This is a genomic window from Pseudomonas sp. ADAK7 (assembly GCF_012935675.1).
In the GTDB taxonomy this organism is placed as follows: domain Bacteria; phylum Pseudomonadota; class Gammaproteobacteria; order Pseudomonadales; family Pseudomonadaceae; genus Aquipseudomonas.
In genome coordinates this window covers 4000266-4023315 of record NZ_CP052861.1, presented here as the reverse complement: position 1 = coordinate 4023315, position 23050 = coordinate 4000266, and the positions used below count along the sequence as shown (strand labels likewise).

At 60.7% G+C, this 23050-nt stretch carries 24 protein-coding genes and 1 pseudogene; 13 read left to right on the top strand and 12 right to left on the bottom strand.

Annotated features, from left to right (window positions below; genetic code table 11):
* Positions 1–5 precede the first annotated feature (5 nt).
* The 10 genes from hutG (at position 6) to HKK53_RS18440 (ending at position 11999) form a co-directional block, all read left to right on the top strand.
* The gene (hutG, locus tag HKK53_RS18485) at positions 6–806 is read left to right on the top strand and encodes an N-formylglutamate deformylase (protein ID WP_169372021.1); all 801 of its coding nucleotides are present in this window, start codon (positions 6–8) and stop codon (positions 804–806) included.
* Between the two features lie 209 nt (positions 807–1015).
* On the top strand, positions 1016–1963 hold the full coding sequence (locus HKK53_RS18480) for a choline ABC transporter substrate-binding protein (protein WP_169372020.1): 948 nt from the start codon (positions 1016–1018) through the stop codon (positions 1961–1963).
* A gap of 25 nt (positions 1964–1988) precedes the next feature.
* A complete protein-coding gene (locus HKK53_RS18475) occupies positions 1989–2906 on the top strand; it encodes an alpha/beta hydrolase (RefSeq protein WP_169372019.1) in 918 nt (305 codons plus the stop codon).
* 104 nt (positions 2907–3010) lie between these two features.
* Positions 3011–3982, top strand: a complete 972-nt coding sequence (gene pip, locus HKK53_RS18470) for a prolyl aminopeptidase (protein ID WP_169372018.1) — start codon at positions 3011–3013, stop codon at positions 3980–3982.
* Positions 3979–4416, top strand: coding sequence for a D-aminoacyl-tRNA deacylase (dtd, locus tag HKK53_RS18465; RefSeq protein ID WP_169372017.1), 438 nt, complete (start codon positions 3979–3981; stop codon positions 4414–4416). Before pip ends, dtd begins: the two co-directional genes overlap by 4 nt.
* A 276-nt stretch (positions 4417–4692) precedes the next feature.
* Positions 4693–6516 (top strand): glucan biosynthesis protein, encoded by a 1824-nt coding sequence (locus HKK53_RS18460; protein WP_169372016.1) that lies wholly within the window; start codon positions 4693–4695, stop codon positions 6514–6516.
* Positions 6509–9079: a glucans biosynthesis glucosyltransferase MdoH gene (gene mdoH / locus HKK53_RS18455; RefSeq protein ID WP_169372015.1), complete on the top strand. Its 2571-nt coding sequence runs from the start codon at positions 6509–6511 to the stop codon at positions 9077–9079. The genes HKK53_RS18460 and mdoH overlap by 8 nt, the downstream gene beginning before the upstream one ends.
* A gap of 297 nt (positions 9080–9376) precedes the next feature.
* Positions 9377–10174 (top strand): transporter substrate-binding domain-containing protein, encoded by a 798-nt coding sequence (locus HKK53_RS18450; RefSeq protein ID WP_169372014.1) that lies wholly within the window; start codon positions 9377–9379, stop codon positions 10172–10174.
* A 138-nt stretch (positions 10175–10312) separates the two neighbouring features.
* Positions 10313–11272, top strand: a complete 960-nt coding sequence (locus HKK53_RS18445; protein ID WP_169372013.1) for an amino acid ABC transporter permease — start codon at positions 10313–10315, stop codon at positions 11270–11272.
* Entirely contained in the window at positions 11265–11999 is a 735-nt protein-coding gene (locus tag HKK53_RS18440; RefSeq protein ID WP_169372012.1) for an amino acid ABC transporter ATP-binding protein, read from the top strand. Before HKK53_RS18445 ends, HKK53_RS18440 begins: the two co-directional genes overlap by 8 nt.
* A 103-nt stretch (positions 12000–12102) precedes the next feature.
* Here HKK53_RS18440 and HKK53_RS33045 read toward each other — a convergent pair whose 3' ends face one another.
* The 11 genes and pseudogenes from HKK53_RS33045 to ubiE form a co-directional block, all read right to left on the bottom strand.
* On the bottom strand, positions 12103–12816 hold the full coding sequence (locus HKK53_RS33045) for a methyl-accepting chemotaxis protein (protein ID WP_429528432.1): 714 nt from the start codon (positions 12814–12816) through the stop codon (positions 12103–12105).
* Between the two features lie 144 nt (positions 12817–12960).
* A pseudogene (locus HKK53_RS33040) lies at positions 12961–14019 on the bottom strand (methyl-accepting chemotaxis protein); the annotation flags it as partial.
* 207 nt (positions 14020–14226) lie between these two features.
* Entirely contained in the window at positions 14227–14934 is a 708-nt protein-coding gene (locus tag HKK53_RS18430) for a 16S rRNA (uracil(1498)-N(3))-methyltransferase (protein ID WP_169372010.1), read from the bottom strand.
* Positions 14931–15725 (bottom strand): twin-arginine translocase subunit TatC, encoded by a 795-nt coding sequence (tatC, locus tag HKK53_RS18425; RefSeq protein WP_169372009.1) that lies wholly within the window; start codon positions 15723–15725, stop codon positions 14931–14933. The genes HKK53_RS18430 and tatC overlap by 4 nt, the downstream gene beginning before the upstream one ends.
* A complete protein-coding gene (tatB, locus tag HKK53_RS18420) occupies positions 15722–16174 on the bottom strand; it encodes a Sec-independent protein translocase protein TatB (protein WP_169372008.1) in 453 nt (150 codons plus the stop codon). The genes tatC and tatB overlap by 4 nt, the downstream gene beginning before the upstream one ends.
* Before the next feature lie 10 nt (positions 16175–16184).
* The gene (locus HKK53_RS18415; RefSeq protein WP_149659152.1) at positions 16185–16463 is read right to left on the bottom strand and encodes a twin-arginine translocase TatA/TatE family subunit; all 279 of its coding nucleotides are present in this window, start codon (positions 16461–16463) and stop codon (positions 16185–16187) included.
* A 25-nt stretch (positions 16464–16488) separates the two neighbouring features.
* Positions 16489–16821 (bottom strand): phosphoribosyl-ATP diphosphatase, encoded by a 333-nt coding sequence (locus HKK53_RS18410; RefSeq protein WP_007909355.1) that lies wholly within the window; start codon positions 16819–16821, stop codon positions 16489–16491.
* Positions 16814–17215, bottom strand: coding sequence for a phosphoribosyl-AMP cyclohydrolase (gene hisI, locus HKK53_RS18405; RefSeq protein ID WP_169372007.1), 402 nt, complete (start codon positions 17213–17215; stop codon positions 16814–16816). Before hisI ends, HKK53_RS18410 begins: the two co-directional genes overlap by 8 nt.
* A 79-nt stretch (positions 17216–17294) precedes the next feature.
* Positions 17295–18899: a ubiquinone biosynthesis regulatory protein kinase UbiB gene (ubiB, locus tag HKK53_RS18400; RefSeq protein WP_169372006.1), complete on the bottom strand. Its 1605-nt coding sequence runs from the start codon at positions 18897–18899 to the stop codon at positions 17295–17297.
* Positions 18896–19519 (bottom strand): ubiquinone biosynthesis accessory factor UbiJ, encoded by a 624-nt coding sequence (locus HKK53_RS18395; protein ID WP_169372005.1) that lies wholly within the window; start codon positions 19517–19519, stop codon positions 18896–18898. Before HKK53_RS18395 ends, ubiB begins: the two co-directional genes overlap by 4 nt.
* The gene (gene ubiE, locus HKK53_RS18390) at positions 19519–20289 is read right to left on the bottom strand and encodes a bifunctional demethylmenaquinone methyltransferase/2-methoxy-6-polyprenyl-1,4-benzoquinol methylase UbiE (protein WP_007948968.1); all 771 of its coding nucleotides are present in this window, start codon (positions 20287–20289) and stop codon (positions 19519–19521) included. Before ubiE ends, HKK53_RS18395 begins: the two co-directional genes overlap by 1 nt.
* 155 nt (positions 20290–20444) lie before the next feature.
* Between ubiE and HKK53_RS18385 the strand changes: the two genes are divergently transcribed.
* From HKK53_RS18385 to HKK53_RS18375, 3 genes are all read left to right on the top strand, one after another.
* The gene (locus tag HKK53_RS18385; RefSeq protein ID WP_169372004.1) at positions 20445–20720 is read left to right on the top strand and encodes a polyhydroxyalkanoic acid system family protein; all 276 of its coding nucleotides are present in this window, start codon (positions 20445–20447) and stop codon (positions 20718–20720) included.
* A 223-nt stretch (positions 20721–20943) separates the two neighbouring features.
* Entirely contained in the window at positions 20944–21366 is a 423-nt protein-coding gene (locus HKK53_RS18380; protein WP_169372003.1) for a phasin family protein, read from the top strand.
* 10 nt (positions 21367–21376) lie between these two features.
* Positions 21377–22228, top strand: a complete 852-nt coding sequence (locus tag HKK53_RS18375) for a phasin family protein (RefSeq protein ID WP_169372002.1) — start codon at positions 21377–21379, stop codon at positions 22226–22228.
* A 184-nt stretch (positions 22229–22412) separates the two neighbouring features.
* On the opposite strand, the gene HKK53_RS18370 is transcribed toward HKK53_RS18375, so the two are convergent.
* Positions 22413–23033: a TetR/AcrR family transcriptional regulator gene (locus HKK53_RS18370; RefSeq protein WP_149659161.1), complete on the bottom strand. Its 621-nt coding sequence runs from the start codon at positions 23031–23033 to the stop codon at positions 22413–22415.
* Between the last annotated feature and the right edge of the window lie 17 nt (positions 23034–23050).

The window sequence follows — 23050 nt, the reverse complement described above, 5'->3', positions numbered from 1 at the left end:
CAGTTGTGGATAAGGTTCTGAACTTCAAACAAGGCCGCGTGCCGCTGCTGATCAGCATGCCCCACGCCGGTTTGCGCCTGACGCCTGTGGTCGAAGCCGGGTTGATCCCCGACGCGAAAAGCCTGCCGGACACCGACTGGCACATCCCGCAGCTTTACGATTTCGCCACCGAACTGGGCGCCAGCACCCTGGCCGGCGAGTACTCACGGTTTGTCATCGACCTGAACCGACCGTCCGACGACAAACCGATGTACGTCGGCGCCACCACCGGCCTGTACCCGTCGATACTGTTCGATGGCATTCCATTGTTCCGCGAGGGCATGGAGCCGACGGCGGTCGAGCGCGCGACGTATCTGGAACAGATCTGGACGCCGTATCACAGCACCTTGCAGAACGAGTTGGCGCGACTCAAAGCCGAGTTCGGCTACGCGCTGCTGTTCGATGCGCACTCGATCCGCTCGATCATCCCGCACCTGTTCGACGGCAAACTGCCGGACTTCAACCTCGGGACCTTCAACGGTGCCAGTTGCGATCCACAGTTGGCCACGCAAATGGAAGCGATCTGCGCCAAACACACCGAGTACAGCCATGTGCTGAACGGACGCTTCAAGGGCGGCCATATCACCCGCCATTACGGCAAGCCGGCCGAGAATATCCACGCGGTGCAACTGGAACTGGGGCAGTGCACGTATATGGAAGAGTTTGAGCCGTTCCGCTATCGGCCTGACCTGGCGGCACCAACGCAGGTGGTGCTCAAGGAATTGCTGCAAGGGTTGTTGGCTTGGGGCCAGAAGCACTACGCGTAACGGATCGCCGACCATTCCCACGCAGAGCGCGCCGATCGTTCCCACGCCGCAGAGCGTGGGAACGATCGGCACTTCGCTATCAAGTCGCCACCGTGCAAATCTCGGTCGCCACAGGTCGCTTTTACCGCTCGTCTGCTGCGTAATGTTCTGGGCACGGTGCACAAAGACGCCGAATCCCACAATAATCGCTGCCGCACGAGTTCCCTCCGATGAAAAGACTGTTCACCCGCTGTCTCTCAATCCTCTGCGGCACCGCTCTGTTGAGCACCAGCGTCCTGGCCAGTGACGATGCGTCCTGCAAAGCCGTGCGCATGGGGGTGGTCAACTGGACCGACGTGATCGCCACCAGCGGCATGGCCGATGTCTTGCTCAATGGCCTCGGCTACGAAAGCAAGCAAACCAGCGCCGTGCAGCAAATCATCTTCGCCGGCATCCGCGACAAGCGCCTCGATATCTTCCTCGGTTACTGGAAACCGGCGATGGACAAGAACATCGCACCGTTCGTGGCGGCCAACCAGGTCAAGGTCATGGACAAACCGAGCCTGGCCGACGCCCAGGCGACCCTCGCCGTACCTGAGTACGTGGCGGCGGCCGGGCTGAAAACCTTCGCCGACATCGCCAAATTCAAAGAACAGCTCGGCGGCAAGATCTACGGCATCGAGCCGGGCAGCGGCGCTAACACCACGATCAAGACCATGATCGAGACCAACCATTTTGGCCTGAAGGATTTCAAACTGATCGAGTCCGGCGAGGCCGGCATGCTCGCCGCTGTGCAGCGGGCGGTGAACCGCAAGGAGTTCGTGGTGTTCGTCGGCTGGACCCCGCACCCGATGAACATCAACATGAAAATCGCCTACCTGACCGGCAGTGAAGACGTCTACGGCCCGAACGAAGGCGCGGCGACGGTCTCCACCGTCACCGCGCCGGACTACGCCGAACGCTGCCCGAACGTGAATCGCCTGCTGCAAAACCTGACCTTCACTGCGGCCCAGGAAAGCCAGTTGATGGTGCCGATCATGGAGCGCAAGACGCCGCAGGAGGTTGCCAAGGCTTGGCTGCGCGAGCATCCGGAAGACCTTCAGCGTTGGCTGGCGGGAGTCAGCAGTTTTGATGGCAAGGAAGGGGTGGCGGCTGTGCAGGCCAGCCTGAAAAACTGATTCTGAACAGGCTGACACGAAGCCCATGGCTCCTTACCTCCTTTCCGCCCAGATGTCGGTCTTCGTCGAGAAAACCCTCGGCTTCAACAGCACCGACAGCAGCCTCACCGGGTTGCGCCAGACCTACAGCGAGATGTGCCGGGCGTTTACCCCAACCCGTCCTGCCGGGCTTGAAGTCACCGACTTCACGTTGGCAGGCGTGGCGGTGCGTTCCTATCGACCGCCAGTGACACCACCGGCCAGCGGCTGGCCATGCATTTTGTATTTGCATGGCGGCGGCTGGGTGGTGGGGGACCTGGATTCCCATGATTTCATCTGCGCCGAACTGGCGGCGGCGCTGGGGGCGATGGTGGTTGCGGTGGATTATCGGTTGGCGCCCGAGCACCCGTTCCCGGCCGGGTTCGACGATTGCCTGAAGGTCTGGCGGGCGTTACGGTCAGGGCCGTTCTGGTTCGACCCGGAGCGAATGGTCGTCGCCGGAGACAGCGCCGGCGGCAATCTCGCCGCCGCGTTATGCCTGGCATTACGCGATACGGGTGAACCGCTTCCCACCGCCCAGGTGCTGATTTATCCGGGGCTGGGCGGCGATCACCATTTGCCGTCTCGCAGCGAGTGCGCCGACGCGCCGCTGCTCAGCAGCAGCGACGTAGATTGCTATCACGCCCTGTACTTGCGTGGCAGTGCACAACCGAGCGCCTATGCCATGCCCTTGCTCGCCGACGATTTCAGCGGTTTGCCGCCGGCGTGGATCGCCGTGGCGCAATTCGACCCGCTGCGCGACGACGGTGTGCACTATGCCAAGCGGCTCAACGCCGCGGGCGTCAACGCGACGCTTTACTACGGCGAAGGGCTGGTGCACGGCTGTCTGCGGGGGCGCGGACAGGTCGCCGAGGTCGACCGACTGTATGAAACGCTGGTCGGGTTTCTGGCTGACAGGCTCTGACGTTGCAAGGGCATGCTCATTGACGTAATTCGGGTTTATGATGCCGGACGGCAGAATAATAGAAGTCCCCCCAGGGATGACCTCGACCCCTTACGGAGCGCGCAATGCAGACTTTGTTCCCGCAGATCAAACCCTACGCCCGGCACGATCTGGCCGTCGATAAACCCCACACGCTGTACGTCGACGAAAGCGGTTCACCGGAAGGTTTGCCGGTGGTGTTCATCCATGGCGGCCCCGGCGCCGGGTGTGATGCCCAAAGCCGTCGGTATTTCGATCCGAACCTGTATCGCATTGTCACCTTCGACCAGCGCGGCTGCGGTCGCTCCACGCCCCACGCCAACCTTGAAAACAACACCACCTGGGATCTGGTTGCCGACCTGGAACGGATCCGCAAACACCTGAATATCGAAAAATGGGTGTTGTTCGGCGGTTCCTGGGGCTCGACCCTGGCGCTGGCCTACGCGCAAACCCACCCGGAGCGTGTGCACGGCCTGATCCTGCGCGGGATTTTTCTCTGCCGTCCGCAGGAAATCGAGTGGTTCTACCAGGCCGGCGCCAGTCGCCTGTTTCCCGACTACTGGCAGGATTACATCGCGCCGATCCCTTTGGACGAGCGCGGCGACCTGCTCACCGCTTTCCACAAGCGCCTGACCGGCAACGATCAGATCGCCCAGATGCACGCGGCCAAGGCCTGGTCCACCTGGGAAGGTCGGACCGCGACCCTGCGGCCGAACCCGCTGGTGGTCGATCGTTTCTCCGAGCCGCAACGCGCACTGTCGATTGCCCGCATCGAATGCCATTACTTCACCAACAACGCCTTCCTTGAGCCGAACCAGTTGATCCGCGACATGGGCAAGATCGCCCATTTGCCCGGTGTGATCGTCCATGGCCGTTACGACGTGATCTGTCCGTTGGACAACGCCTGGGAATTGCATCAAGCCTGGCCGAACAGCGAACTGCAGGTGATCCGCGACGCCGGCCACGCCGCGTCCGAACCGGGCATCACCGATGCCCTGGTACGTGCCGCTGGTCAGATGGCCCGGCGCTTGCTTGATCTGCCGCCTGAAGAAGCATGAAGGGTCTGTTGCAGCGCGTGCGAGGCGCGCGCGTCGAGGTAGCGGGGGAGGTGGTGGGTGCAGTCGACCAGGGATTGCTGGTGCTGGTGGCCGTTGAGCCCGAGGACACTCGGGCCAGTGCCGACAAACTTCTGCATAAGATGCTTAACTATCGTGTATTCAGTGACGCCGAGGGCAAGATGAATCTGTCCCTGGCGGATGTCGGCGGAGGGTTGCTGCTGGTCTCGCAGTTCACCCTGGCGGCCGACACCAAGAGTGGGCTGCGCCCGAGTTTTTCGACCGCGGCGCCTCCGGCCCTGGGTGAAGAACTTTTCGACTATCTATTAGGCAAAGCGAAAGAGGTGCATGGCACTGTGGCATCAGGTAGATTCGGCGCGGATATGCAGGTGCATCTGGTCAATGATGGCCCGGTCACCTTCCTGTTACAGACCTGAAACGCCTTGAAACCTGTTTTTAAGGGCGTTTCCACTGAAAACAGGGGTTTTCCCCGATAAATACTTTGTTACCCCCTGATGCTTTGTAACGCGGCCTACTAGATAATCGCGCGCTACGGGGATCAGCATTCGTTGGCCCATTTTGACTTAGGTAGAGACTTGCCCGGACCTGTTGGGGAATCATTTAGCCCCATAGGAGTCGGAACAATGCTCGCCAACCTGGCATATAGATAGCTGGCCGTTGGTTTTTTGATCTGTTTTCGGCGAGGGTTGCTCGTGATTGTTAGTCCCTGTAATGCACCAAAATTGTCTGCCCAACGGTTCCGAAGCGCTCTGGTAGCGGGCTCTGCACTGCTGTGCCTGCTCAGCGCCGGCCAGCTTTGGGCATTCAACCTGGATGATGTGTCGGTCAAGGCGAAAGAGCTGGCCGGGCAGAAATACGAAGCCCCGCGCAGTAACCTGCCGAACGAATTCCGCGAGATGAAATTCGCGGACTATCAGAAAATTCGTTTCCGCACTGAAAAAGCCGAGTGGGCCGATCAGAAAACCCCGTTCAAGCTGTCGTTCTATCACCAGGGCATGCACTTCGATACCCCGGTGAAAATCAACGAAATCACGGCCAATACCGTCGAAGAGATCAAATACGACCCAAGTCGTTTCGATTTCGGCGACGTATCGTTCGATCCTAAAGCCACCGAACAACTGGGTTATGCCGGTTTCCGTGTGCTGTACCCGATCAACAAGGCCGACAAGCAAGACGAAATCATGACCATGCTCGGCGCGAGTTACTTCCGCGTGGTCGGCAAGGGTCACACTTATGGCTTGTCCGCACGCGGCATGGCCATCGATACCGCATTGCCGTCCGGCGAAGAATTCCCGCGTTTCACCGAGTTCTGGATTCAACAGCCGAAGCCGGGTGACAAGCACCTGGTGATCTTCGCCCTGCTGGATTCGCCACGTGCCACCGGTGCCTATCGCCTGACCCTGCGTCCAGGCAGCGACACCGTGGTCGACGTCAAGGCGAAGATGTTCCTGCGTGACAAAGTCACCAAGCTTGGCGTTGCGCCGCTGACCAGCATGTTCCTGTTCGGCGCCAACCAGCCGTCGAAAGTGCTGAACTATCGTCGCGAACTGCACGACTCCAGCGGTCTGTCGATCCATGCCGGCAACGGCGAGTGGATCTGGCGCCCACTGAACAATCCAAAACACCTGGCGGTCAGCAACTTCGCCATCGAAAACCCGCGTGGCTTCGGCTTGCTGCAGCGTGGTCGCGACTTCAGCCACTATGAAGACCTCGACGACCGCTACGACAAGCGCCCAAGTGCCTGGATCGAGCCAAAAGGCGATTGGGGCAAGGGTTCTGTAGACCTGGTGGAAATTCCGACCGCCGACGAAACCAACGACAACATTGTGGCCTTCTGGAGCCCGGACAAACTGCCTGAGCCAGGCCAGCCACTCGATGTCGCCTATCGCATGCACTGGACCATCGACGAAGCCTCGATTCACGCACCGGACAGCGCCTGGGTCAAACAGACCCTGCGTTCCACCGGCGACGTTAAACAGTCGAACCTGATCCGTCAGCCGGATGGCAGCGTTGCCTACCTGGTGGACTTCGAAGGCCCGTCGCTGGCCGCTTTGCCGGAAAACGCCGACGTGCGCAGCCAGGTCAGCATTGGCGACAATGCCGAACTGGTCGAGAACACCGTGCGCTACAACCCTGAAACCAAGGGCTGGCGCCTGATGCTGCGCATGAAAATCAAGGATCCGAGCAAGGCCACCGAGATGCGTGCGGCGCTGGTCCAGAAGATCCAGCCTGAGGATCTGGCCAAGTCGTTGGTACCTTCCTCCAGTTCTTCTGTTGCCAAGGCCGACAAAGTCGCCGCCAAGCAGCAAGAGAAAGTGGACAAGGAAGCCAAGGAAGCCAAGCAGGCAGACGCCAAGCAGGCCGATGCCAAGCCGGTCGCCGATGCCAAGAACAAGGACAACAAAGACGCCAAGCAGCCAGTCGCTGCGGACGCGGCCCCAGCCACACCGGAATCGAACGAGACTGAAGAAGTCCTGACCGAGACCTGGAGCTACCAGTTGCCTGCCGATGAGTAATTCTCAACTTAAGCCAGAGACTCTCTCCGAGTATCTGGCGCATTTACCGATGACCGACGAGCAGCGCGCGGAACTCGCGGGCTGCCAGTCGTTCAGTGAACTGCACCAGCGTCTTTCGTCCTCGACGTTCGACGCACCGACCGAGGCCGCGCAGGCCTCGGTGGGCAAACGCTTGCTCCTGAACAGTGCTGAAGAGCTGGAAGAAGCGGAGATGCTGGCGGTTGACGCCAGTGGTCGTGTCGTACTCAAGGCGACTCCGCCGATCCGTCGGACCAAAGTCGTGCCGGAGCCATGGCGCACCAACATTCTGGTGCGCGGCTGGCGCCGGATGACCGGTCGCACCAATCCGCCGGCCCCGCCGAAAGATGAACGCGTGTTGCCGGCGGCTCGCTGGCGCACCGTCGGTTCAATCCGTCGCTACATTCTGCTGGTGCTGATGCTCGGCCAGACCATCGTGGCCGGCTGGTACATGAAAGGCATCATGCCGTACCAGGGTTGGTCGTTCGTCGACATGGACGAAATCATCAACCAGTCCCTGACGCAAACCGCGATGCAGGTCCTGCCTTACGCCTTGCAAACCAGCATCCTGATTCTGTTCGGGATTCTGTTCTGCTGGGTCTCGGCCGGTTTCTGGACCGCGCTGATGGGCTTCCTCGAGTTGCTCACCGGTCATGACAAATACCGCATTTCCGGCAAAAGCGCCGGCAATGAGCCGATCGCCAAGGACGCACGCACCGCACTGGTGATGCCGATCTGCAACGAAGACGTGCCGCGTGTATTCGCCGGTCTGCGGGCGACTTTCGAGTCGGTTGCGGCCACGGGTGACCTGGATCGCTTCGATTTCTTCGTCCTCAGCGACAGTAACGAAACCGATATCTGCGTCGCCGAGCAGCAGGCCTGGCTGGACGTCTGCCGCGAAGCCAAAGGCTTCGGCAAGATCTTCTATCGCCGCCGTCGCCGTCGCGTCAAACGCAAAAGCGGCAACCTCGACGACTTCTGCCGTCGTTGGGGCGGTGACTACAAGTACATGGTCGTGCTCGACGCGGACTCCGTGATGAGCGGCGAATGCCTGACCAGTCTGGTGCGCTTGATGGAAGCCACGCCGGACGCCGGGATCATCCAGACCGCGCCACGGGCGTCGGGCATGGACACCCTGTATGCGCGGATGCAGCAATTTGCGACCCGCGTGTACGGTCCGCTGTTCACCGCCGGCCTGCACTTCTGGCAGTTGGGCGAATCCCACTACTGGGGGCACAACGCGATCATTCGCATGAAGCCGTTCATCGAGCACTGCGCCCTGGCGCCGTTGCCGGGTAAAGGCGCGTTTGCCGGTGCGATTCTGTCCCACGACTTCGTCGAAGCCGCGCTGATGCGCCGTGCCGGCTGGGGCGTGTGGATTGCCTACGACTTGCCGGGCAGCTACGAAGAACTGCCGCCGAACCTGCTGGACGAACTCAAGCGTGACCGTCGCTGGTGCCACGGTAACCTGATGAACTTCCGCCTGTTCCTGGTCAAGGGCATGCACCCGGTGCACCGCGCGGTGTTCCTGACCGGTGTGATGTCTTACCTGTCGGCGCCGTTGTGGTTCTTCTTCCTGGTGTTGTCCACTGCGCTGTTGGCGGTGAACACCCTGATGGAACCGCAGTACTTCATGGCGCCGCGCCAGTTGTATCCGTTGTGGCCACAATGGCACCCGGACAAGGCTGTCGCGCTGTTCTCGACCACTGTCGTGCTGCTGTTCCTGCCGAAGTTGCTGAGCATCATCCTGATCTGGGCCAAGGGCGCGAAAGAGTTCGGCGGCAAGTTCAAGGTGACCGCCTCGATGCTGCTGGAGATGCTGTTCTCCATGTTGCTGGCGCCGGTGCGGATGATTTTCCACACCCGTTTCGTACTCGCCGCGTTCCTCGGCTGGGCCGCGACCTGGAATTCGCCACAACGTGACGACGACTCCACGCCATGGAGCGAAGCGGTCAAGCGCCACGGTCCGCAAACCTTGCTGGGCTTCTTCTGGGCCCTGCTGGTGATCTGGCTGAACCCGAGCTTCCTCTGGTGGCTGGTACCGATCGTCGGTTCGCTGATGCTGTCGATCCCGGTGTCGGTGATCTCCAGCCGTGTCGGCCTGGGTCTCAAGTCCCGTGACGAGAGCCTGTTCCTGATCCCTGAGGAATACAATCCGCCACAGGCCTTGGTGGCGACCGATCAGTACACCCATGAAAACCGTTATCACGCGCTGAATGACGGCTTCATCCGGGCGGTGGTCGATCCCCAGCAGAATGCGTTGGCATGCGCGCTGGCGACCTCCCGTCACGGTCAGGCCGAACCGATCGAATGGTTGCGTATCGAGCGGGTTCGTCATGCGTTGAAGGCCGGTCCTGCCGGGCTGACCAACCATGAGCGCCTGCAACTGTTGAGTGACCCGGTGGCATTGGGTCGTCTGCATGACGCGGTCTGGAGCGAAGGTCACGCCGAGTGGCTGGACGCCTGGCGCAAATCGGTGAAAGCCGATCCCCATGCGCCGCTGTTGCCGCTCAAGCCATTGAGTGCACAGCCTCAGTTGGCGTAATGAAAAACCCCGCGAAAGCGGGGTTTTTTTTGCCGATCATTCCCACGCTCTGCGTGGGAATGCCTCAACGGACGCTCCGCGTTCGGCTTTTGGGGCGCGGAGCGTCCCGGGCTGCATTCCCACGCAGAGCGTGGGAACGATCAAATTCCTGCGCTAACCCTTGTGCAAACGAAAGAGTGCGATAGGATCCGTCCCCGAATTGGTGCGCCCGGACAGCTTTCTGTTCGTATCTGCCGGTTTTCTAACGAAAACCGCCGATTGCGCGTCTCACAACGCAATGGTTTTGGGGACTTGATGATGAAGAAGTATCTCTCGATGCTGCTGGTCGGCGTCACGGCATTGGTTGCAGTCAACGCGGCGCAGGCCGGTGCCATCGATGACGCGGTCAAGCGCGGCACGCTGAAAGTGGGCATGGACCCGACCTACATGCCGTTCGAAATGACCAACAAGCGCGGCGAGATCATCGGCTTCGAAGTCGACATCCTCAAGGCCATGACCAAGGCCATGGGCGTCAAGCTGGAGCTGGTGTCCACCGGCTACGACGGCATCATCCCGGCCCTGATGACCGACAAGTTCGACATGATCGGCAGCGGCATGACCCTGACCCAGGAACGCAACCTGCGCCTGAACTTCAGCGAACCGTTCATCGTCGTCGGCCAGACCCTGCTGATCCGCAAGGACCTGGAAGGCACCATCAAGTCCTACAAAGACCTGAACACCGACGACTACCGCATCACCTCCAAGCTCGGCACCACCGGCGAAATGGTGGCCAAGAAGCTGATCTCCAAAGCCAAGTACCACGGCTACGACAACGAGCAGGAAGCCGTGCTCGACGTGGTCAACGGCAAGGCCGACGCGTTCATCTACGACGCGCCGTACAACGTCGTCGCGGTGAATAAGGTCGGCGCCGGCAAACTGGTGTTCCTCGACAAGCCGTTCACCTACGAGCCGCTGGCCTTCGGCCTGAAGAAGGGCGACTACGACAGCCTCAACTTCATCAACAACTTCCTGCACCAGATCCACGAAGACGGCACCTACGACCGCATTCATGACAAGTGGTTTAAAGACACCGCCTGGCAGAAGGACATGGAATAGCCCCACCGCTGATCGTTCCCACGCTCTGCGTGGGAATGCCGCCCGGGACGCTCCGCGTCCCTTCGCTGGTGACGCAAGGCGTCACAGGATGCATTCCCACGCAGAGCGTGGGAACGAGCGAATCTAAGAGTCCCACAAATGAAACATAAAAAATCCCAACTGCCCTGGCACGTGTTAACCGTGCTGGTGCTGATCGGCCTGGCCGGCGCGTTGTATTACGCCACCTCGCTGATGTCCTACGAATGGCGCTGGAACCGCGTGCCGCAATACTTTGCCTACCACGCCGAAGAGTCCCAGCGCGCCGCGGATATTTCCACGGTCAGCGAACTGGTGCGCCAGGGCGACAAGGCCGAAGTCACCCTGCGCAATGACGCCGGTACAGAACAACACCTGACCGTCGACGACAACAGCCTGCAAGTTGCCCAAGGCGATGATGTGGCGGAAGGCGACGTGATCGGCGTGACCCGACATTGGGCCGCCGGACCGTTGCTGTGGGGCCTGTGGACCACGTTGTGGCTGTCCGTGGTGTCGGGCGTGCTCGGGCTGTTGATCGGCCTCGCTACCGGCCTCTGCCGTCTCTCCAACAACCCGACCCTGCGCGATCTCTCGACCATTTACGTCGAACTGGTGCGCGGTACGCCGCTGCTGGTGCAGATCTTCATTTTCTACTTCTTCATCGGCACCGTGATGAACCTGTCCCGGGAATTCGCCGGGATCGCCGCGCTGTCACTGTTCACTGGCGCCTATGTGGCGGAGATCATCCGCTCCGGCGTGCAATCGATCGCCCGTGGCCAGAACGAAGCGGCGCGCTCGCTGGGCTTGAGCGCCGGCCAGTCGATGCGCCACGTGGTGCTGCCGCAAGCGTTGAAACGCGTGCTGCCGCCGCTGGCCGGGCAGTTCATCAGCCTGGTCAAAGACACCTCGCTGGTGTCGGTGATCGCGATTACCGAGCTGCTGAAAAGCGGTCGCGAAGTCATCACCACCTCGTTCTCGCCGTTCGAAATCCTGTTCTGCGTGGCCGGGCTGTACCTGTTGATCAACCTGCCGCTGTCGAAGATCGCCAGCCGGCTTGAGCGGAGGCTCGCGCAAAGTGATTGAAGTCCGCGAACTGGTAAAAGTCTTCGACACCCGCGGCCAAGTGGTGCGCGCGGTGGATAACGTCTCCACGAAAGTGGCCAAGGGCGAAGTGCTGGTGGTGATCGGTCCGTCTGGCTCCGGCAAGTCGACCTTCCTGCGCTGCCTCAATGGCCTCGAAGAATTCGACTCGGGTTCGGTGAGCATCGACGGCTTGCAACTGGCCGATCCGAAAACCGACGTGAATGCCTATCGCCGGGAAGTCGGCATGGTGTTCCAGCATTTCAACCTGTTCCCGCACATGACCGTGCTGGAAAACCTCTGCCTGGCGCAGAAGGTCGTGCGCAAACGCGGCAAGAAAGAGCGCGAGGCCAAGGCAATGGAATTGCTGCAAAAGGTCGGTATCGCGCAGAAGGCCAACGAGTTTCCGTCACGCCTGTCTGGCGGCCAGCAACAACGCGTGGCAATTGCCCGAGCGTTGGCCATGGAGCCGAAGGTCATGCTGTTTGATGAGCCGACGTCGGCACTCGACCCGGAAATGGTCGGTGAAGTGCTGGACGTGATGAAAACCCTGGCCGTGGAAGGCATGACCATGGTCTGCGTCACCCACGAAATGGGTTTCGCCCGGGAAGTGGCGGATCGGGTGCTGTTCTTCGATCACGGCAAATTGCTGGAAGACGCCTCGCCGGCCGAGTTCTTTGATGCGCCGAAGGATCCTCGGGCGCAGGCGTTTTTGCGCCAGGTTTTGTAACCCCGGCGCCTGACCCGACGCCTTCGCGGGCAAGCCTCGCCCCTACTTTGGAATGCATTCCCTGTTTGATCGTTCCCACGCAGAGCGTGGGAACGATCGGCGGTCAGACTTTGAACCGTCCAACCAACATCTGCAAATGCGTGCCCAACCGCGCCAGCTCAACGCTGGACGCCGCGGTTTCTTCGCTCGCCGCCGAGGTCTGCTCGGACACATCGCGCACGTTCAGCACGCTACGGTTGATCTCTTCGGCGACGGCGCTCTGCTGCTCGGCAGCCGCGGCGATCTGCTGGTTCATCGACTGAATCGCCGACACCGTGCGGGTGATGCTTTCCAGTGAACCACCGGCACGGCGGGTCAGTTCGACGCTGCTGTCGGTCAGGCTGCGGCTGTTGTCCATGATGGTCGCGACTTGCTGGGTGCCGGTTTGCAGGCCGACGATCAGCTCTTCGATTTCTTCGGTGGATTTCTGAGTGCGCTGGGCCAGGCTGCGGACTTCGTCGGCGACCACGGCAAATCCACGTCCGGCCTCACCGGCACGGGCAGCTTCGATGGCGGCGTTGAGCGCCAGCAGATTGGTCTGTTGCGCCACGGACTTGATCACATCGAGCACGCTGCCGATCTTGTCGCTTTCGCGCTTCAGTTCGCTCATGGCGACCGTGGAGTTGCCGACTTCGATGGCCAGGCGTTCGATCTGGGCGATGGCTTCGCCGACCACTTTGTCGCCTTCGCGGGCCTGCTGATCAGCAGCGACGGCGGCTTCCGAAGCTTCCTCGGCGTTACGCGCGACTTCCTGCACCGTGGCGGTCATCTCGTGCATGGCGGTGGCGACCTGATCGGTTTCGACCTTCTGGCTGTTGACCCCGGCGCTGGTCTGCTCGGTGACGGCGGACAACTCTTCGGCAGCGCTGGCGATTTGCGTGACGCCATCGCTGATGCCGCCGATCAACTCGCGCAGGCCCAGGGTCATGCTCTGCATGGCGCGCTGGAGCTGGCCCAGTTCGTCCTGACGTTCTGAGATGAGGTTGTGGGTCAGATCACCCGAAGCGACGCGCTCGGCGACTTTGAGGGTCTGGCTCAGGGGAATGACGATCTGCCGAGTGATGGCCCAGGCGGCGAGCAAACCAAAGGCCAGCGCCAGGATAGACGCCATCAGCAGTTGGTTCTTGGCGTGGGCGGCGTCGGTGTCACGCACGATGGTTTGTGAAACGGTGAGTTTTTTGCTGACGTCGAGCAACAGGTCGCCTTGCTCTCCCATGCGTTTGAGCGCGGCGGCACTGGCCACCTGGGAATCGCGGAACTGGCTGACGGCGGCGCGATAGGCCTTGAGCGAGTCGGTGGCCTGTTGCAGATTGGCGATGTGCTGTTCCGGCAGTTTGCCTGGCAGGCTTTCGAGGTTTTTCAGGGCGTTGTCGATGGCGTCCAGCGCCGGCTGCTCGGCTTCGGTCTTGGCACTGTAGGTGTAGCCGCTGACCTGGAAGCGTGCTTGCTGGATCAGTTTGCTCAGGTCGATCACCGCGTTGAACTGGGCGACGCTGTCACCCTGCAACAAGGACTTCTCGACTTCAGCGACCTTGGCCACGGCGTTGTCGGCGGTGGCACCGAGCTTGCTGCGGGCGTCTTCGCGGTTGGCGCCGGCCTGGGTCATGGCGGTGAAGGCTTGCTTATACTGGCTGACGGCGGCCAGTTGCTGGTCGATCATCGCCACGTCGGCGGGTTGCTCGATCAGCTTGCGCGCGGTTTGCAGGCCGGCGTCAAGTTGACCCAGCAAGTCGTTGACCGCGCCCGGGCCTTGTTCGCCACGGCGCATTTCGTAGTCCAGGCGGGCGAGGCGCAGGTCCTTGGTCAGGTCATTGAGACTGGCGATGAACCCGAGCTTGTCGCCACGGCTCATCACACCCGTCAGGCCGGTCCAGCCGGTGAAGGTGATCAACAAGGTCAGAAGCAGGACGAGACCGAAGCCGACACCCAGTTTGCGATTAACGCTTACGTTTCCCAGTTTCTCGGCTAGCCAACGGTACATGCTGCAACTCCCCTTGGAACACTATTTGGTTTTATGGGGGCTGTATCGGCTGGCGAGTGGGAATCTGTAGGCGCACACGTTGGTTGTGGCGACGAAATCCCCTGTAGGAGCAAAGCTTGCTCGCGATGGCGGCGTGTCAGTCAATAGAGGGGTGACTGACCGTTCGCTATCGCGAGCAAGCTTTGCTCCTACAGAAGAAGGGTGCGGTTAGAAGAGGCGCGCGAGCAGCGCGGTGACGGCGGTTTCAACCCGCAGAATGCGATCACCCAGTTGCACCGGATTCAGCCCGGACTTACCCAGCAATTCGATTTCGTAGGGAATCCAGCCGCCCTCGGGGCCGATGGCCAGGGTCACCGGTTCGTCCAGGCCACGAGGGCAGGGCGGGTAATTGCCGGGATGCCCGACCAGGCCGAGGGTGCCTTCAGTAATAGCCGGCAGACGGTCTTCGACAAACGGCTTGAAGCGCTTCTCGATGACAATCTCCGGCAGCACGCTGTCCCGAGCCTGTTCCAGGCCGAGGATCAACTGCTCACGAATGGCCTCGGGTTCCAGGAACGGTGTCTGCCAGAAGCTCTTCTCGACGCGATAGCTGTTCACCAGCACGATCCGTGGCACACCCATGGCGGCCACGGTCTGAAACACCCTGCGCAGCATTTTCGGCCGTGGCAGAGCCAACACCAGGGTCAATGGCAGCTTGGCGGGCGGTGGTTGGTCGAGGGTGACGCGCAATTCTGCTTCGCCGGCGTCCAGGCGCAGCACTTCGGCCGAGCCCATCAGCCCGTCAATCCGGCCGACGCGCATGCTGTCACCGACGACGCAGCGATGGACTTCCTGCATATGGGTCAACCGCCGATCACGCAGGATCACCCGGTCGGCCGCAATGAAATCGGCCTCTTCGAGGAGCAACAGGTTCACGGCTGGGTCGCTGGCGGCTGGTCGTTGTGATCGTCAGCCGGTTGATCGTCCGGGTGCTCGCCGCGCTTGCTGACCAGGCTGCCGAACAGGATGCCGATTTCGAACAGCAACCACATCGGTACCGCCAGCAGGGTCTGGGAGAAGATGTCCGGCGGGGTCAGAATCATGCCGACCACGAAGCAGCCGATGACCACGTACGGGCGAATCTTCTTCAGGTAAGCGACGTTGACCACGCCGATCCACACCAGCAGCACCACGGCCACCGGGATCTCGAACGCCACGCCAAAGGCGAAGAACAAGGTCATGACGAAATCGAGGTAGCTGCTGATGTCGGTCATCATTTCCACGCCGGCCGGGGTGGCGGCGGCGAAGAATTTGAAGATCAGCGGGAACACCAGGTAATAGGCGAACGCCATGCCGGTGTAGAACAACAGGATGCTGGAGACCAGCAACGGCACCGCGATGCGCTTCTCGTGCTTGTACAGGCCCGGCGCGATAAAGCCCCAGATCTGATGCAGGATCACCGGGATCGCCAGGAACAGCGACACCATCATCGTCAGCTTCAGTGGCGTCAGGAACGGCGACGACACGTCGGTGGCAATCATCGTCGCGCCCACCGGCAGGTACTGGCGCAGCGGCGTGGAGACGAAGGTGTAGATCTGCTGGGTAAACGCGAACAACCCGGCGAAGATGATGAAAATCGCCGCTACACAGCGCAGCAGGCGGGTACGCAACTCGGTGAGGTGCGAAACCAGCGGCATGTGCTGGTCGTTTTCAGGAAGATCGCTCATGGGGCTCGCGGCGGCAGTGTGGGGTCATGAGGAGCGGGAGCGATGGGCGCCGCCGCAGGAGCAACAGGTTCTACGGGTGTCGGCGCGGGGACAACAGGTGCGGGTTCGACGCCGCCCATGGAGGCCACCGGTTCGGTGCCCGGCGTGTGAATCGTCTGCTCGGCCACCGGTTCAACCGGCTGCACCGGCGTGGCTTCCTGCTGGGTCGGCGTGAAGATCTTCCGCGCTTCCTGCTCCAGGGACAGGATGTGTTCGTTGTGCAGTTGCCGGCGAATCTCGTCGGCACCGATTTCACGTTCAACTTCCTGTTTGATCGCGTTGAAGCTGCGCTTCAGCCGCCCGATCCACAGACCGGCGGTGCGCGCAGCACCCGGCAGACGTTCGGGGCCCAGCACCAGCAGGGCCACGAGGCCGACGAGCAGCAGTTCAGAGAAGCTGATACCAAACATTAGTCAGTGCTCACACGTCTTTGCGGATCGGCTCTTCGACTTTCTGTGCCTGCACGTCGATGGTGTGCGGCTGGTTCAGCGGCGAGGTCGTCGTAGGTTGAGCAGGTGGCACCGGTTGGGCCGGGGTCACGGTCGGATCGGCCGGTTTCTCTTCATCGTTCATGGCTTTGCGAAAGCCTTTGATCGACTCACCGACGTCAGTGCCGAGGTTTTTCAGTTTCTTGGTGCCGAACACCAGCACCACGACAACCAGGATGACGATCCAGTGTTTCCAGTCAAAAATGCCCATGTTGCTGCTCCTCTCAAATAGATATTCAGGCGGACGGACGCGAGGCTTTCTCGACGTGTCCGGACAGACCGAAGCGACGGTCCAGTTCATCGAGCACAGCCTGTGGATGCTGCCCCAGTTGGGCGAGCATGACCATGCTGTGGAACCACAAATCGGCGGTCTCGTAGATCACGTCGCTGCAGTCACCGCTGATGGCGGCGTCCTTGGCGGCAATGATGGTTTCGACCGACTCTTCGCCGACTTTTTCCAGAATCTTGTTCAAGCCCTTGTGGTACAGGCTGGCGACATACGAGCTGTCGGCGGCGGCGCCTTTGCGCTCCTCCAGCACTTCGGCCAGGCGGGTCAGGGTGTCACTCATGGCTGTGTCCTGCGGAATAGATGGCATGCGGGTCTTTCAGGACCGGGTCGACGGTTTTCCAGTCGCCGTTCTCGAAGACACGGTAGAAGCAGCTCTGGCGGCCGGTATGGCAGGCGATGCCTCCGATTTGCTCGACCATCAGGATGATCACGTCGGCGTCACAGTCCAGGCGCATCTCATGCAGGGTCTGCACGTGGCCGGACTCTTCGCCCTTGCGCCACAACTTGCCACGGGAACGTGACCAGTAGATGGCACGGTTCTCGGCAGCGCTCAGTTCCAGCGCTTCGCGGTTCATCCAGGCCATCATCAGGACGCGCCCGGTCTTGTGGTCCTGGGCAATCGCCGGCACGAGGCCGTCAGCGTCCCACTTGATCTCGTCCAGCCAGTTGTTCATCTTCGACTCCGACAGCGGGCCCGACACTTCATTAGTCGGGCAGGCGTTGAAACAGTGTGCCAGCGTGCGATGGCTCTGGCTATCGGCGAACGACCAGATACAAACCGACGATCATCATGATCCCGGCCGGCCAATGCCCAAATTCATTCAGCGGGCCGCCCGCGGCGAGTACCGCGCCACCGCCCAGGTGCGCGCAACCGAGCAGGCGCAGGAACCAGTCGTCCTTGCGTCGATGCCACGGTGGCGGCGGGTCGTAGGCGTGGGGTTGGGACATGCGTTCCAGCAGGTCGCGGGCCATGTTGGCCAGGTGCGGCAGTTGTTCGAACTGGCTCTGCACGTTGCCGATCAAGGCTTTCGGGCTGACGCGCTCGCGCATCCAGCGTTCAAGGAACGGCTGGGCGGTGTTCCACAGATCGAGGTCCGGGTACAGCTGACGGCCCAGGCCTTCAATGTTCAACAGGGTTTTTTGTAGCAACACGAGCTGCGGCTGCACTTCCATGTTGAAGCGCCGAGCGGTCTGGAACAGGCGCATCAGCACCTGGCCGAAGGAAATATCTTTTAACGGTTTTTCGAAAATCGGTTCGCACACCGTGCGGATCGCCGCTTCGAATTCGTTGAGCTTGGTTTCCGCCGGGACCCAGCCCGAATCGATGTGCAACTGCGCCACACGCCGGTAATCACGCTTGAAGAACGCGAACAGGTTGCGCGCCAGATAGTCCTGGTCTTCCGGGGTCAGGCTGCCGACGATGCCGCAGTCGATCGCAATGTACTGGGGGCTCCACGGACTCACGGTGCTGACGAAGATGTTGCCCGGGTGCATGTCGGCGTGGAAGAAGCTGTCGCGGAACACCTGAGTGAAGAAGATCTCCACACCGCGTTCGGCGAGCATTTTCATGTCGGTGCGCTGGTCGGCCAGGGTCGCGAGGTCGGTGACCTGAATCCCGTAGATGCGCTCCATCACCAGCACTTTCGGCCGGCACCAGTCCCAATAGACTTGCGGCACGTACAGCAGATCCGAGCCTTCGAAGTTGCGCTTCAACTGGCTGGCGTTGGCCGCCTCGCGCAACAGGTCGAGTTCGTCGTAGATGGTTTTTTCGTAGTCCTGGACCACGTCCACCGGGTGCAGCAGGCGTGCATCGGCCGAGAGTTTTTCGGCGGCGCGGGCGAGGATGAACAGCCACGCCAGGTCTTGCTTGATGATCGGTTTCAGGCCCGGGCGGATCACCTTGACCACCACTTCTTCACCGGTTTTCAGCTGCGCGGCATGCACCTGCGCCACCGAGGCCGAGGCCAGCGGTTCGACGTCGAAACGGCTGAACACTTCGCTGATCTTTTTCCCGAGCTGTTCTTCGATCAATTTGATCGACACTTGCGAGTCGAACGGCGGCACCCGGTCCTGCAGCTTCATCAGCTCATCGGCGATGTCTTCCGGCAACAGGTCGCGGCGAGTGGAGAGGATCTGTCCGAACTTGATGAAGATCGGCCCCAGGTCCTGCAACGCCAGGCGCAATCGTGCGCCACGGCTCAGGTCCAGGGTCTTGCGCGGGAACCAGCGCCACGGCAAGGCATAACGCAGCGCCAGCAGAAACCAGGGCAGCGGCAGGGCGAACAGCAGGTCATCGAGGCGGTAGCGGATCACGACGCGCTGGATGCGCAACAAACGGCGGACGGCAAGCAGCTTCATGCGTTATCGCTTGGGTCTAGGGATCGGGAAAGGCGCTCGAAACGCGCCTCGAGACGTTCAAGATCAAGTTTGATCTGGTCCAGTTCACTGAACCGGGCTTCGGCTTCGCGCTGCCCGACGAGGGTGCGCGATTCTTCGGCCAGGTATTCGCCAAGGTTTTGATTCAGGCTGGCAAACCCTTGCTGATAAAAACGTGCGCGGCTGCGCAGGTGACCGCCGACCAGTTGCGTGGCGACAGGTCCCAGCCAGCGCGAGAGTTCGTACTCCCAGTCCAGCTCCAGGTCTTGCAGGATGGCCGCCAGTTCCAGCAGCACGCCGCTGTCACCGTCGAGTTCGACTTCCGGGCTGTGCAAGATCGAAGTCTTGTCCTTGCTCAGCGCCAGTTTCAACAGGCTCGCGGCCGGCGCACGCAAGGTGCAATCGGCGCCGGTTTCCCACTGGGAAGCGAGCATCAGGCCTTCGTCGCTGGGCAGGATGAACAGCTGAAATGCCGGGCTGCGGCAATCGACGGCAATCACCCGGCCGCTCAAATGCGCCAGGCGCGGCAGCGCGGTGCTGTCGAGACGCAGCACCCGGTTCAGACCGAGTTCAACGCTGGCGAGCAGGCCGGCCAGCAACATCAGGGCTTGATGCCGCGGTGCAGGGCGACGATGCCTGCGGTCATGTTGTGGTAGGTCACGCGGTCGAAACCGGCCTCGACCATCATCGACTTCAGGGTTTCCTGATTCGGGTGCATGCGGATCGATTCGGCCAGGTAGCGATAGCTTTCCGAGTCGTTGGTGATCAGCTTGCCCATCAGCGGCATGAAGGCGAACGAGTAGGCGTCGTAGGCTTTGGACATCAGCGCGTTGGTCGGCTTGGAGAATTCCAGCACCAGCAGACGACCGCCAGGCTTGAGCACGCGCAGCATCGAGCGCAGGGCGTCTTCTTTATGCGTCACGTTGCGCAGGCCGAAAGCGATGGTCACGCAGTCGAAATGGTTGTCCGGGAACGGCAGTTTTTCCGCATCAGCCTGGACGAATTCAACGTTGCCGGCCACACCGAGGTCCAGCAGGCGGTCACGACCGACCTTGAGCATGGATTCGTTGATGTCAGCCAACACCACCTGGCCGGTCGGGCCGACGAGGTGCGAGAATTTCTTGGTCAGGTCGCCGGTGCCACCGGCAATGTCCAGCACGCGGTTACCGGTGCGCACGCCCGACAGTTCGATCGCGAAACGCTTCCACAGACGGTGCATGCCGCCCGACAGGAGGTCGTTCATCAAGTCGTACTTGGCGGCTACCGAGTGGAAAACCTCAGCGACTTTTTCCGCTTTTTGGCTTTCCGGAACGTTTTTGAAACCGAAGTGAGTGGTGGGTTCGGCATCGCTGCCTTTGCGCTGATCAGTCATATCGCTGTCACCAGAAGAGAATGCGGGACATTCTAATCCCGGTGGCCTGCTTTGTCTTGGCAAGGCTGAAGGTAAGATAGGCGATCACCGGGACGTTTTGCCGCAGCAGCGGTCAAGATGCTTCAGGAAAGTATCCATAAAGCAGGAGTCATTCGATGGCCCGAATTAGTGTTGAACGTGCCCACGGCCTGGGCAAGGAAGCGGCGCGCGAGAAGGCCGACCTGTTGGCGCAGAAACTGTCCGAGCAATATGGCCTGGAGCCGTCGTGGTCGGGCGACACCCTGAACCTCAAGCGTTCGGGGGTGAAGGGCGCGGTGCATGTAGGCGAGGATTCGATCAAGGTCGATGTCGAGCTGGGCCTGTTGATGTCGGCCATGAGCGGCACCATCAAATCGGAAATCGAAAAGGCGTTGGATAAAGCGTTGGTGTGACGCCGAAAAGATCGCAGCCTCGTTTCACTCGACAGCTCCTACAGATGCGCGCCGCCACCCTCTGTAGGAGCTGTCGAGTGAAACGAGGCTGCGATCTCTTCCACAGGCACCACCGGTTTATGTCAGTTGTTAGGGTGCCGTTTCTAATTTTTCTCCCTACTTTGTGCCTGAGCCCGACACTTTCGCGGGCAGTTCCTCAAACCTTCTGCGCGTGAGGTGCACCATGGCCAAAGTTATTTTGAAGAAAAAAATCGACGCATCGACTAATGCTCTGCAAGACGTCAGATCGTATGCCCGCAAGATCTGGCTGGCAGGCCTGGGTGCCTACACCAAGGTTGGAATCGAGGGCGGCGAGTACTTTCAAGAGTTGATCAAGGCTGGTCAAACTGTTGAAAAGAAAGGCAAAAAAGTCGTTGCTGAAAAACTCGAAGCGGCCAATGCCGAGATCGATGAAGCCAAGACTGAAGTGAGCACTTTCAAAGGCAAGGTCGAAGTGCAACTCGACAAGGTCGAGAAGGCTTTTGACTCGCGTGTCGCAAGTGCCTTGAATCGTATCGGCATTCCGTCTAAACATGACGTTGAGACACTCTCTGCTAAGCTCGATGAGCTGACGGCATTGCTCGAACGTGTCGCGCGTAAATCTTAAGGAGAACGGGATGGCTGGTAAAAAGAATACTGAAAAAGAAGGCAGCTCGTGGATCGGGAAAGTCGAAGACTACTCCCGCAAAATCTGGCTGGCTGGTTTAGGCGTGTATTCGAAGATCGACACTGACGGCAGCAAACTCTTCGATACATTGGTTAAAGACGGCGAGAAAGCCGAGAAGCTCACCAAAAGCGCTGTTGGCAAAAAAGTCGACGCCGCCAAGGACTCCGCTTCGACGGCCAAGTCGCGCATCAGCGGCGTGAAAGACCGTGCACTGGGCAAGTGGGATGAGCTGGAAGGGGCTTTCGACAAGCGCCTGAACAGCGCCATTTCGCGCCTGGGTGTTCCGAGCCGCAATGAGGTGAAGGCACTGCACAGCAAGGTCGATACCCTGACCAAGCAAATCGAAAAACTCACCGGTGCCAAGGTTGCGCCTGTTGCGGCGAAAACCGCAGCGGCCAAACCAGCGGCTAAAACTGCTGCCAAGCCACTGGCTAAAGCTGCCGCGAAACCGGCTGCCAAACCAGCCGCCAAAACGGCCGCAGCAAAACCTGCAGCAGCCAAGCCAGCAGCCAAACCGGTCGCTGCCAAAGCCGCGGCAAAACCAGCGGCTAAAACAGCAGCGAAACCAGCTGCCAAAACCGCAGCGGCAAAACCTGCAGCCAAGCCAGCGGCAAAACCTGCCGCAGCGAAGAAGCCAGCGGTGAAAAAACCGGCCGCTCCAAAAGCCGCCGCGCCAAAACCAGCAGTGGCTGCCGCCAAACCGGCAACCCCGGCCACTTCAGCGAACTCCGCTGCAGCGCCGACCCCTGCTGTAACCCCGACTGCCGCGCCAGCTCCATCGACGCCAACCAGTCAGTCCTGATGATCGTTCCCACGCTCTGCGTGGGAATGCCTCAACGGACGCTCCGCGTCCACTGCGGCAGTGACGCAGAGCGTCACCGGCTGCATTCCCACGCGGAGCATGGGAACGATCACGCCCGGCCTGCAAAGGTCGGGCGTTTTTTTATGCGCGGGTTGTAGTGATGAATGGGGTGGTTCCAACTGACTCACTCGTGTTCTTCCAGGTATTGAAGGGCCAGTTGCTCCGTCGCAGCCTTGATCGGCGGCAGCAAGTGCGGCGCCACCAGCATCATGATCTGGTACACCACCAACCTCACTTCCCCTTCGCGATCCAGAATCCGCTGATAGTCCAGTGAGAACAGCAACGTCATGGTGATCTGTTCCACCAGTTGCCCCAACGCCTGGGTATCGCTGACCAATTGCCCCTGAGCCTTCAGCCGTGCCAGCAACGAAGCCAATGTGCGCTTCAGGGCATTGAGCAGGTTGCGGATACCCTTGGCCAGTTTCGGCAGGCGGCCGGCGAGGTTCGACAGGTCCTGGAACAGAAACCGGTAATGCGCCAGGCGCTCGACGATCAGGTGCAGGAACAGCCAGTAATCTTCGGGGCCCAGTTCCACATCGGAAGGCGGATCGAGCAGCGGCGCCAATTCATTCTGGAAGCGTTCGAACAACCCCAGAATCAGCGGTTCCTTGCCGTGGAAGTGGTAGTAGAGGTTGCCGGGGCTGATCCCCATTTCGTTGGCAACTTCCATGGTGGAGACGTTCGGTTCGCCCTTGTGATTGAACAACTGCAGGGCACATTCGAGGATCCGGTCGCGGGTTTTCATCCAGTCTTCTTAATGGT

Excerpts from the sequence above, each read along its gene's own strand:
- HKK53_RS18370 (WP_149659161.1), bottom strand. The coding sequence starts at position 23,033 with ATGAAAACCCGCGACCGGATCCTCGAATGTGCCCTGCAGTTGTTCAAT.
- ubiE (WP_007948968.1), bottom strand. The coding sequence starts at position 20,289 with ATGACTGATCAGCGCAAAGGCAGCGATGCCGAACCCACCACTCACTTC.
- mdoH (WP_169372015.1), top strand. The coding sequence starts at position 6,509 with ATGAGTAATTCTCAACTTAAGCCAGAGACTCTCTCCGAGTATCTGGCG.
- HKK53_RS18445 (WP_169372013.1), top strand. The coding sequence starts at position 10,313 with ATGAAACATAAAAAATCCCAACTGCCCTGGCACGTGTTAACCGTGCTG.
- pip (WP_169372018.1), top strand. The coding sequence starts at position 3,011 with ATGCAGACTTTGTTCCCGCAGATCAAACCCTACGCCCGGCACGATCTG.
- ubiB (WP_169372006.1), bottom strand. The coding sequence starts at position 18,899 with ATGAAGCTGCTTGCCGTCCGCCGTTTGTTGCGCATCCAGCGCGTCGTG.
- HKK53_RS18475 (WP_169372019.1), top strand. The coding sequence starts at position 1,989 with ATGGCTCCTTACCTCCTTTCCGCCCAGATGTCGGTCTTCGTCGAGAAA.
- HKK53_RS18410 (WP_007909355.1), bottom strand. The coding sequence starts at position 16,821 with ATGAGTGACACCCTGACCCGCCTGGCCGAAGTGCTGGAGGAGCGCAAA.
- hisI (WP_169372007.1), bottom strand. The coding sequence starts at position 17,215 with ATGAACAACTGGCTGGACGAGATCAAGTGGGACGCTGACGGCCTCGTG.
- tatC (WP_169372009.1), bottom strand. The coding sequence starts at position 15,725 with ATGAGCGATCTTCCTGAAAACGACCAGCACATGCCGCTGGTTTCGCAC.
- tatB (WP_169372008.1), bottom strand. The coding sequence starts at position 16,174 with ATGTTTGGTATCAGCTTCTCTGAACTGCTGCTCGTCGGCCTCGTGGCC.
- HKK53_RS33045 (WP_429528432.1), bottom strand. The coding sequence starts at position 12,816 with ATGCACGAGATGACCGCCACGGTGCAGGAAGTCGCGCGTAACGCCGAG.
- HKK53_RS18380 (WP_169372003.1), top strand. The coding sequence starts at position 20,944 with ATGGCCAAAGTTATTTTGAAGAAAAAAATCGACGCATCGACTAATGCT.
- HKK53_RS18480 (WP_169372020.1), top strand. The coding sequence starts at position 1,016 with ATGAAAAGACTGTTCACCCGCTGTCTCTCAATCCTCTGCGGCACCGCT.
- HKK53_RS18395 (WP_169372005.1), bottom strand. The coding sequence starts at position 19,519 with ATGTTGCTGGCCGGCCTGCTCGCCAGCGTTGAACTCGGTCTGAACCGG.
- HKK53_RS18385 (WP_169372004.1), top strand. The coding sequence starts at position 20,445 with ATGGCCCGAATTAGTGTTGAACGTGCCCACGGCCTGGGCAAGGAAGCG.
- dtd (WP_169372017.1), top strand. The coding sequence starts at position 3,979 with ATGAAGGGTCTGTTGCAGCGCGTGCGAGGCGCGCGCGTCGAGGTAGCG.
- HKK53_RS18375 (WP_169372002.1), top strand. The coding sequence starts at position 21,377 with ATGGCTGGTAAAAAGAATACTGAAAAAGAAGGCAGCTCGTGGATCGGG.
- HKK53_RS18450 (WP_169372014.1), top strand. The coding sequence starts at position 9,377 with ATGAAGAAGTATCTCTCGATGCTGCTGGTCGGCGTCACGGCATTGGTT.
- HKK53_RS18415 (WP_149659152.1), bottom strand. The coding sequence starts at position 16,463 with ATGGGCATTTTTGACTGGAAACACTGGATCGTCATCCTGGTTGTCGTG.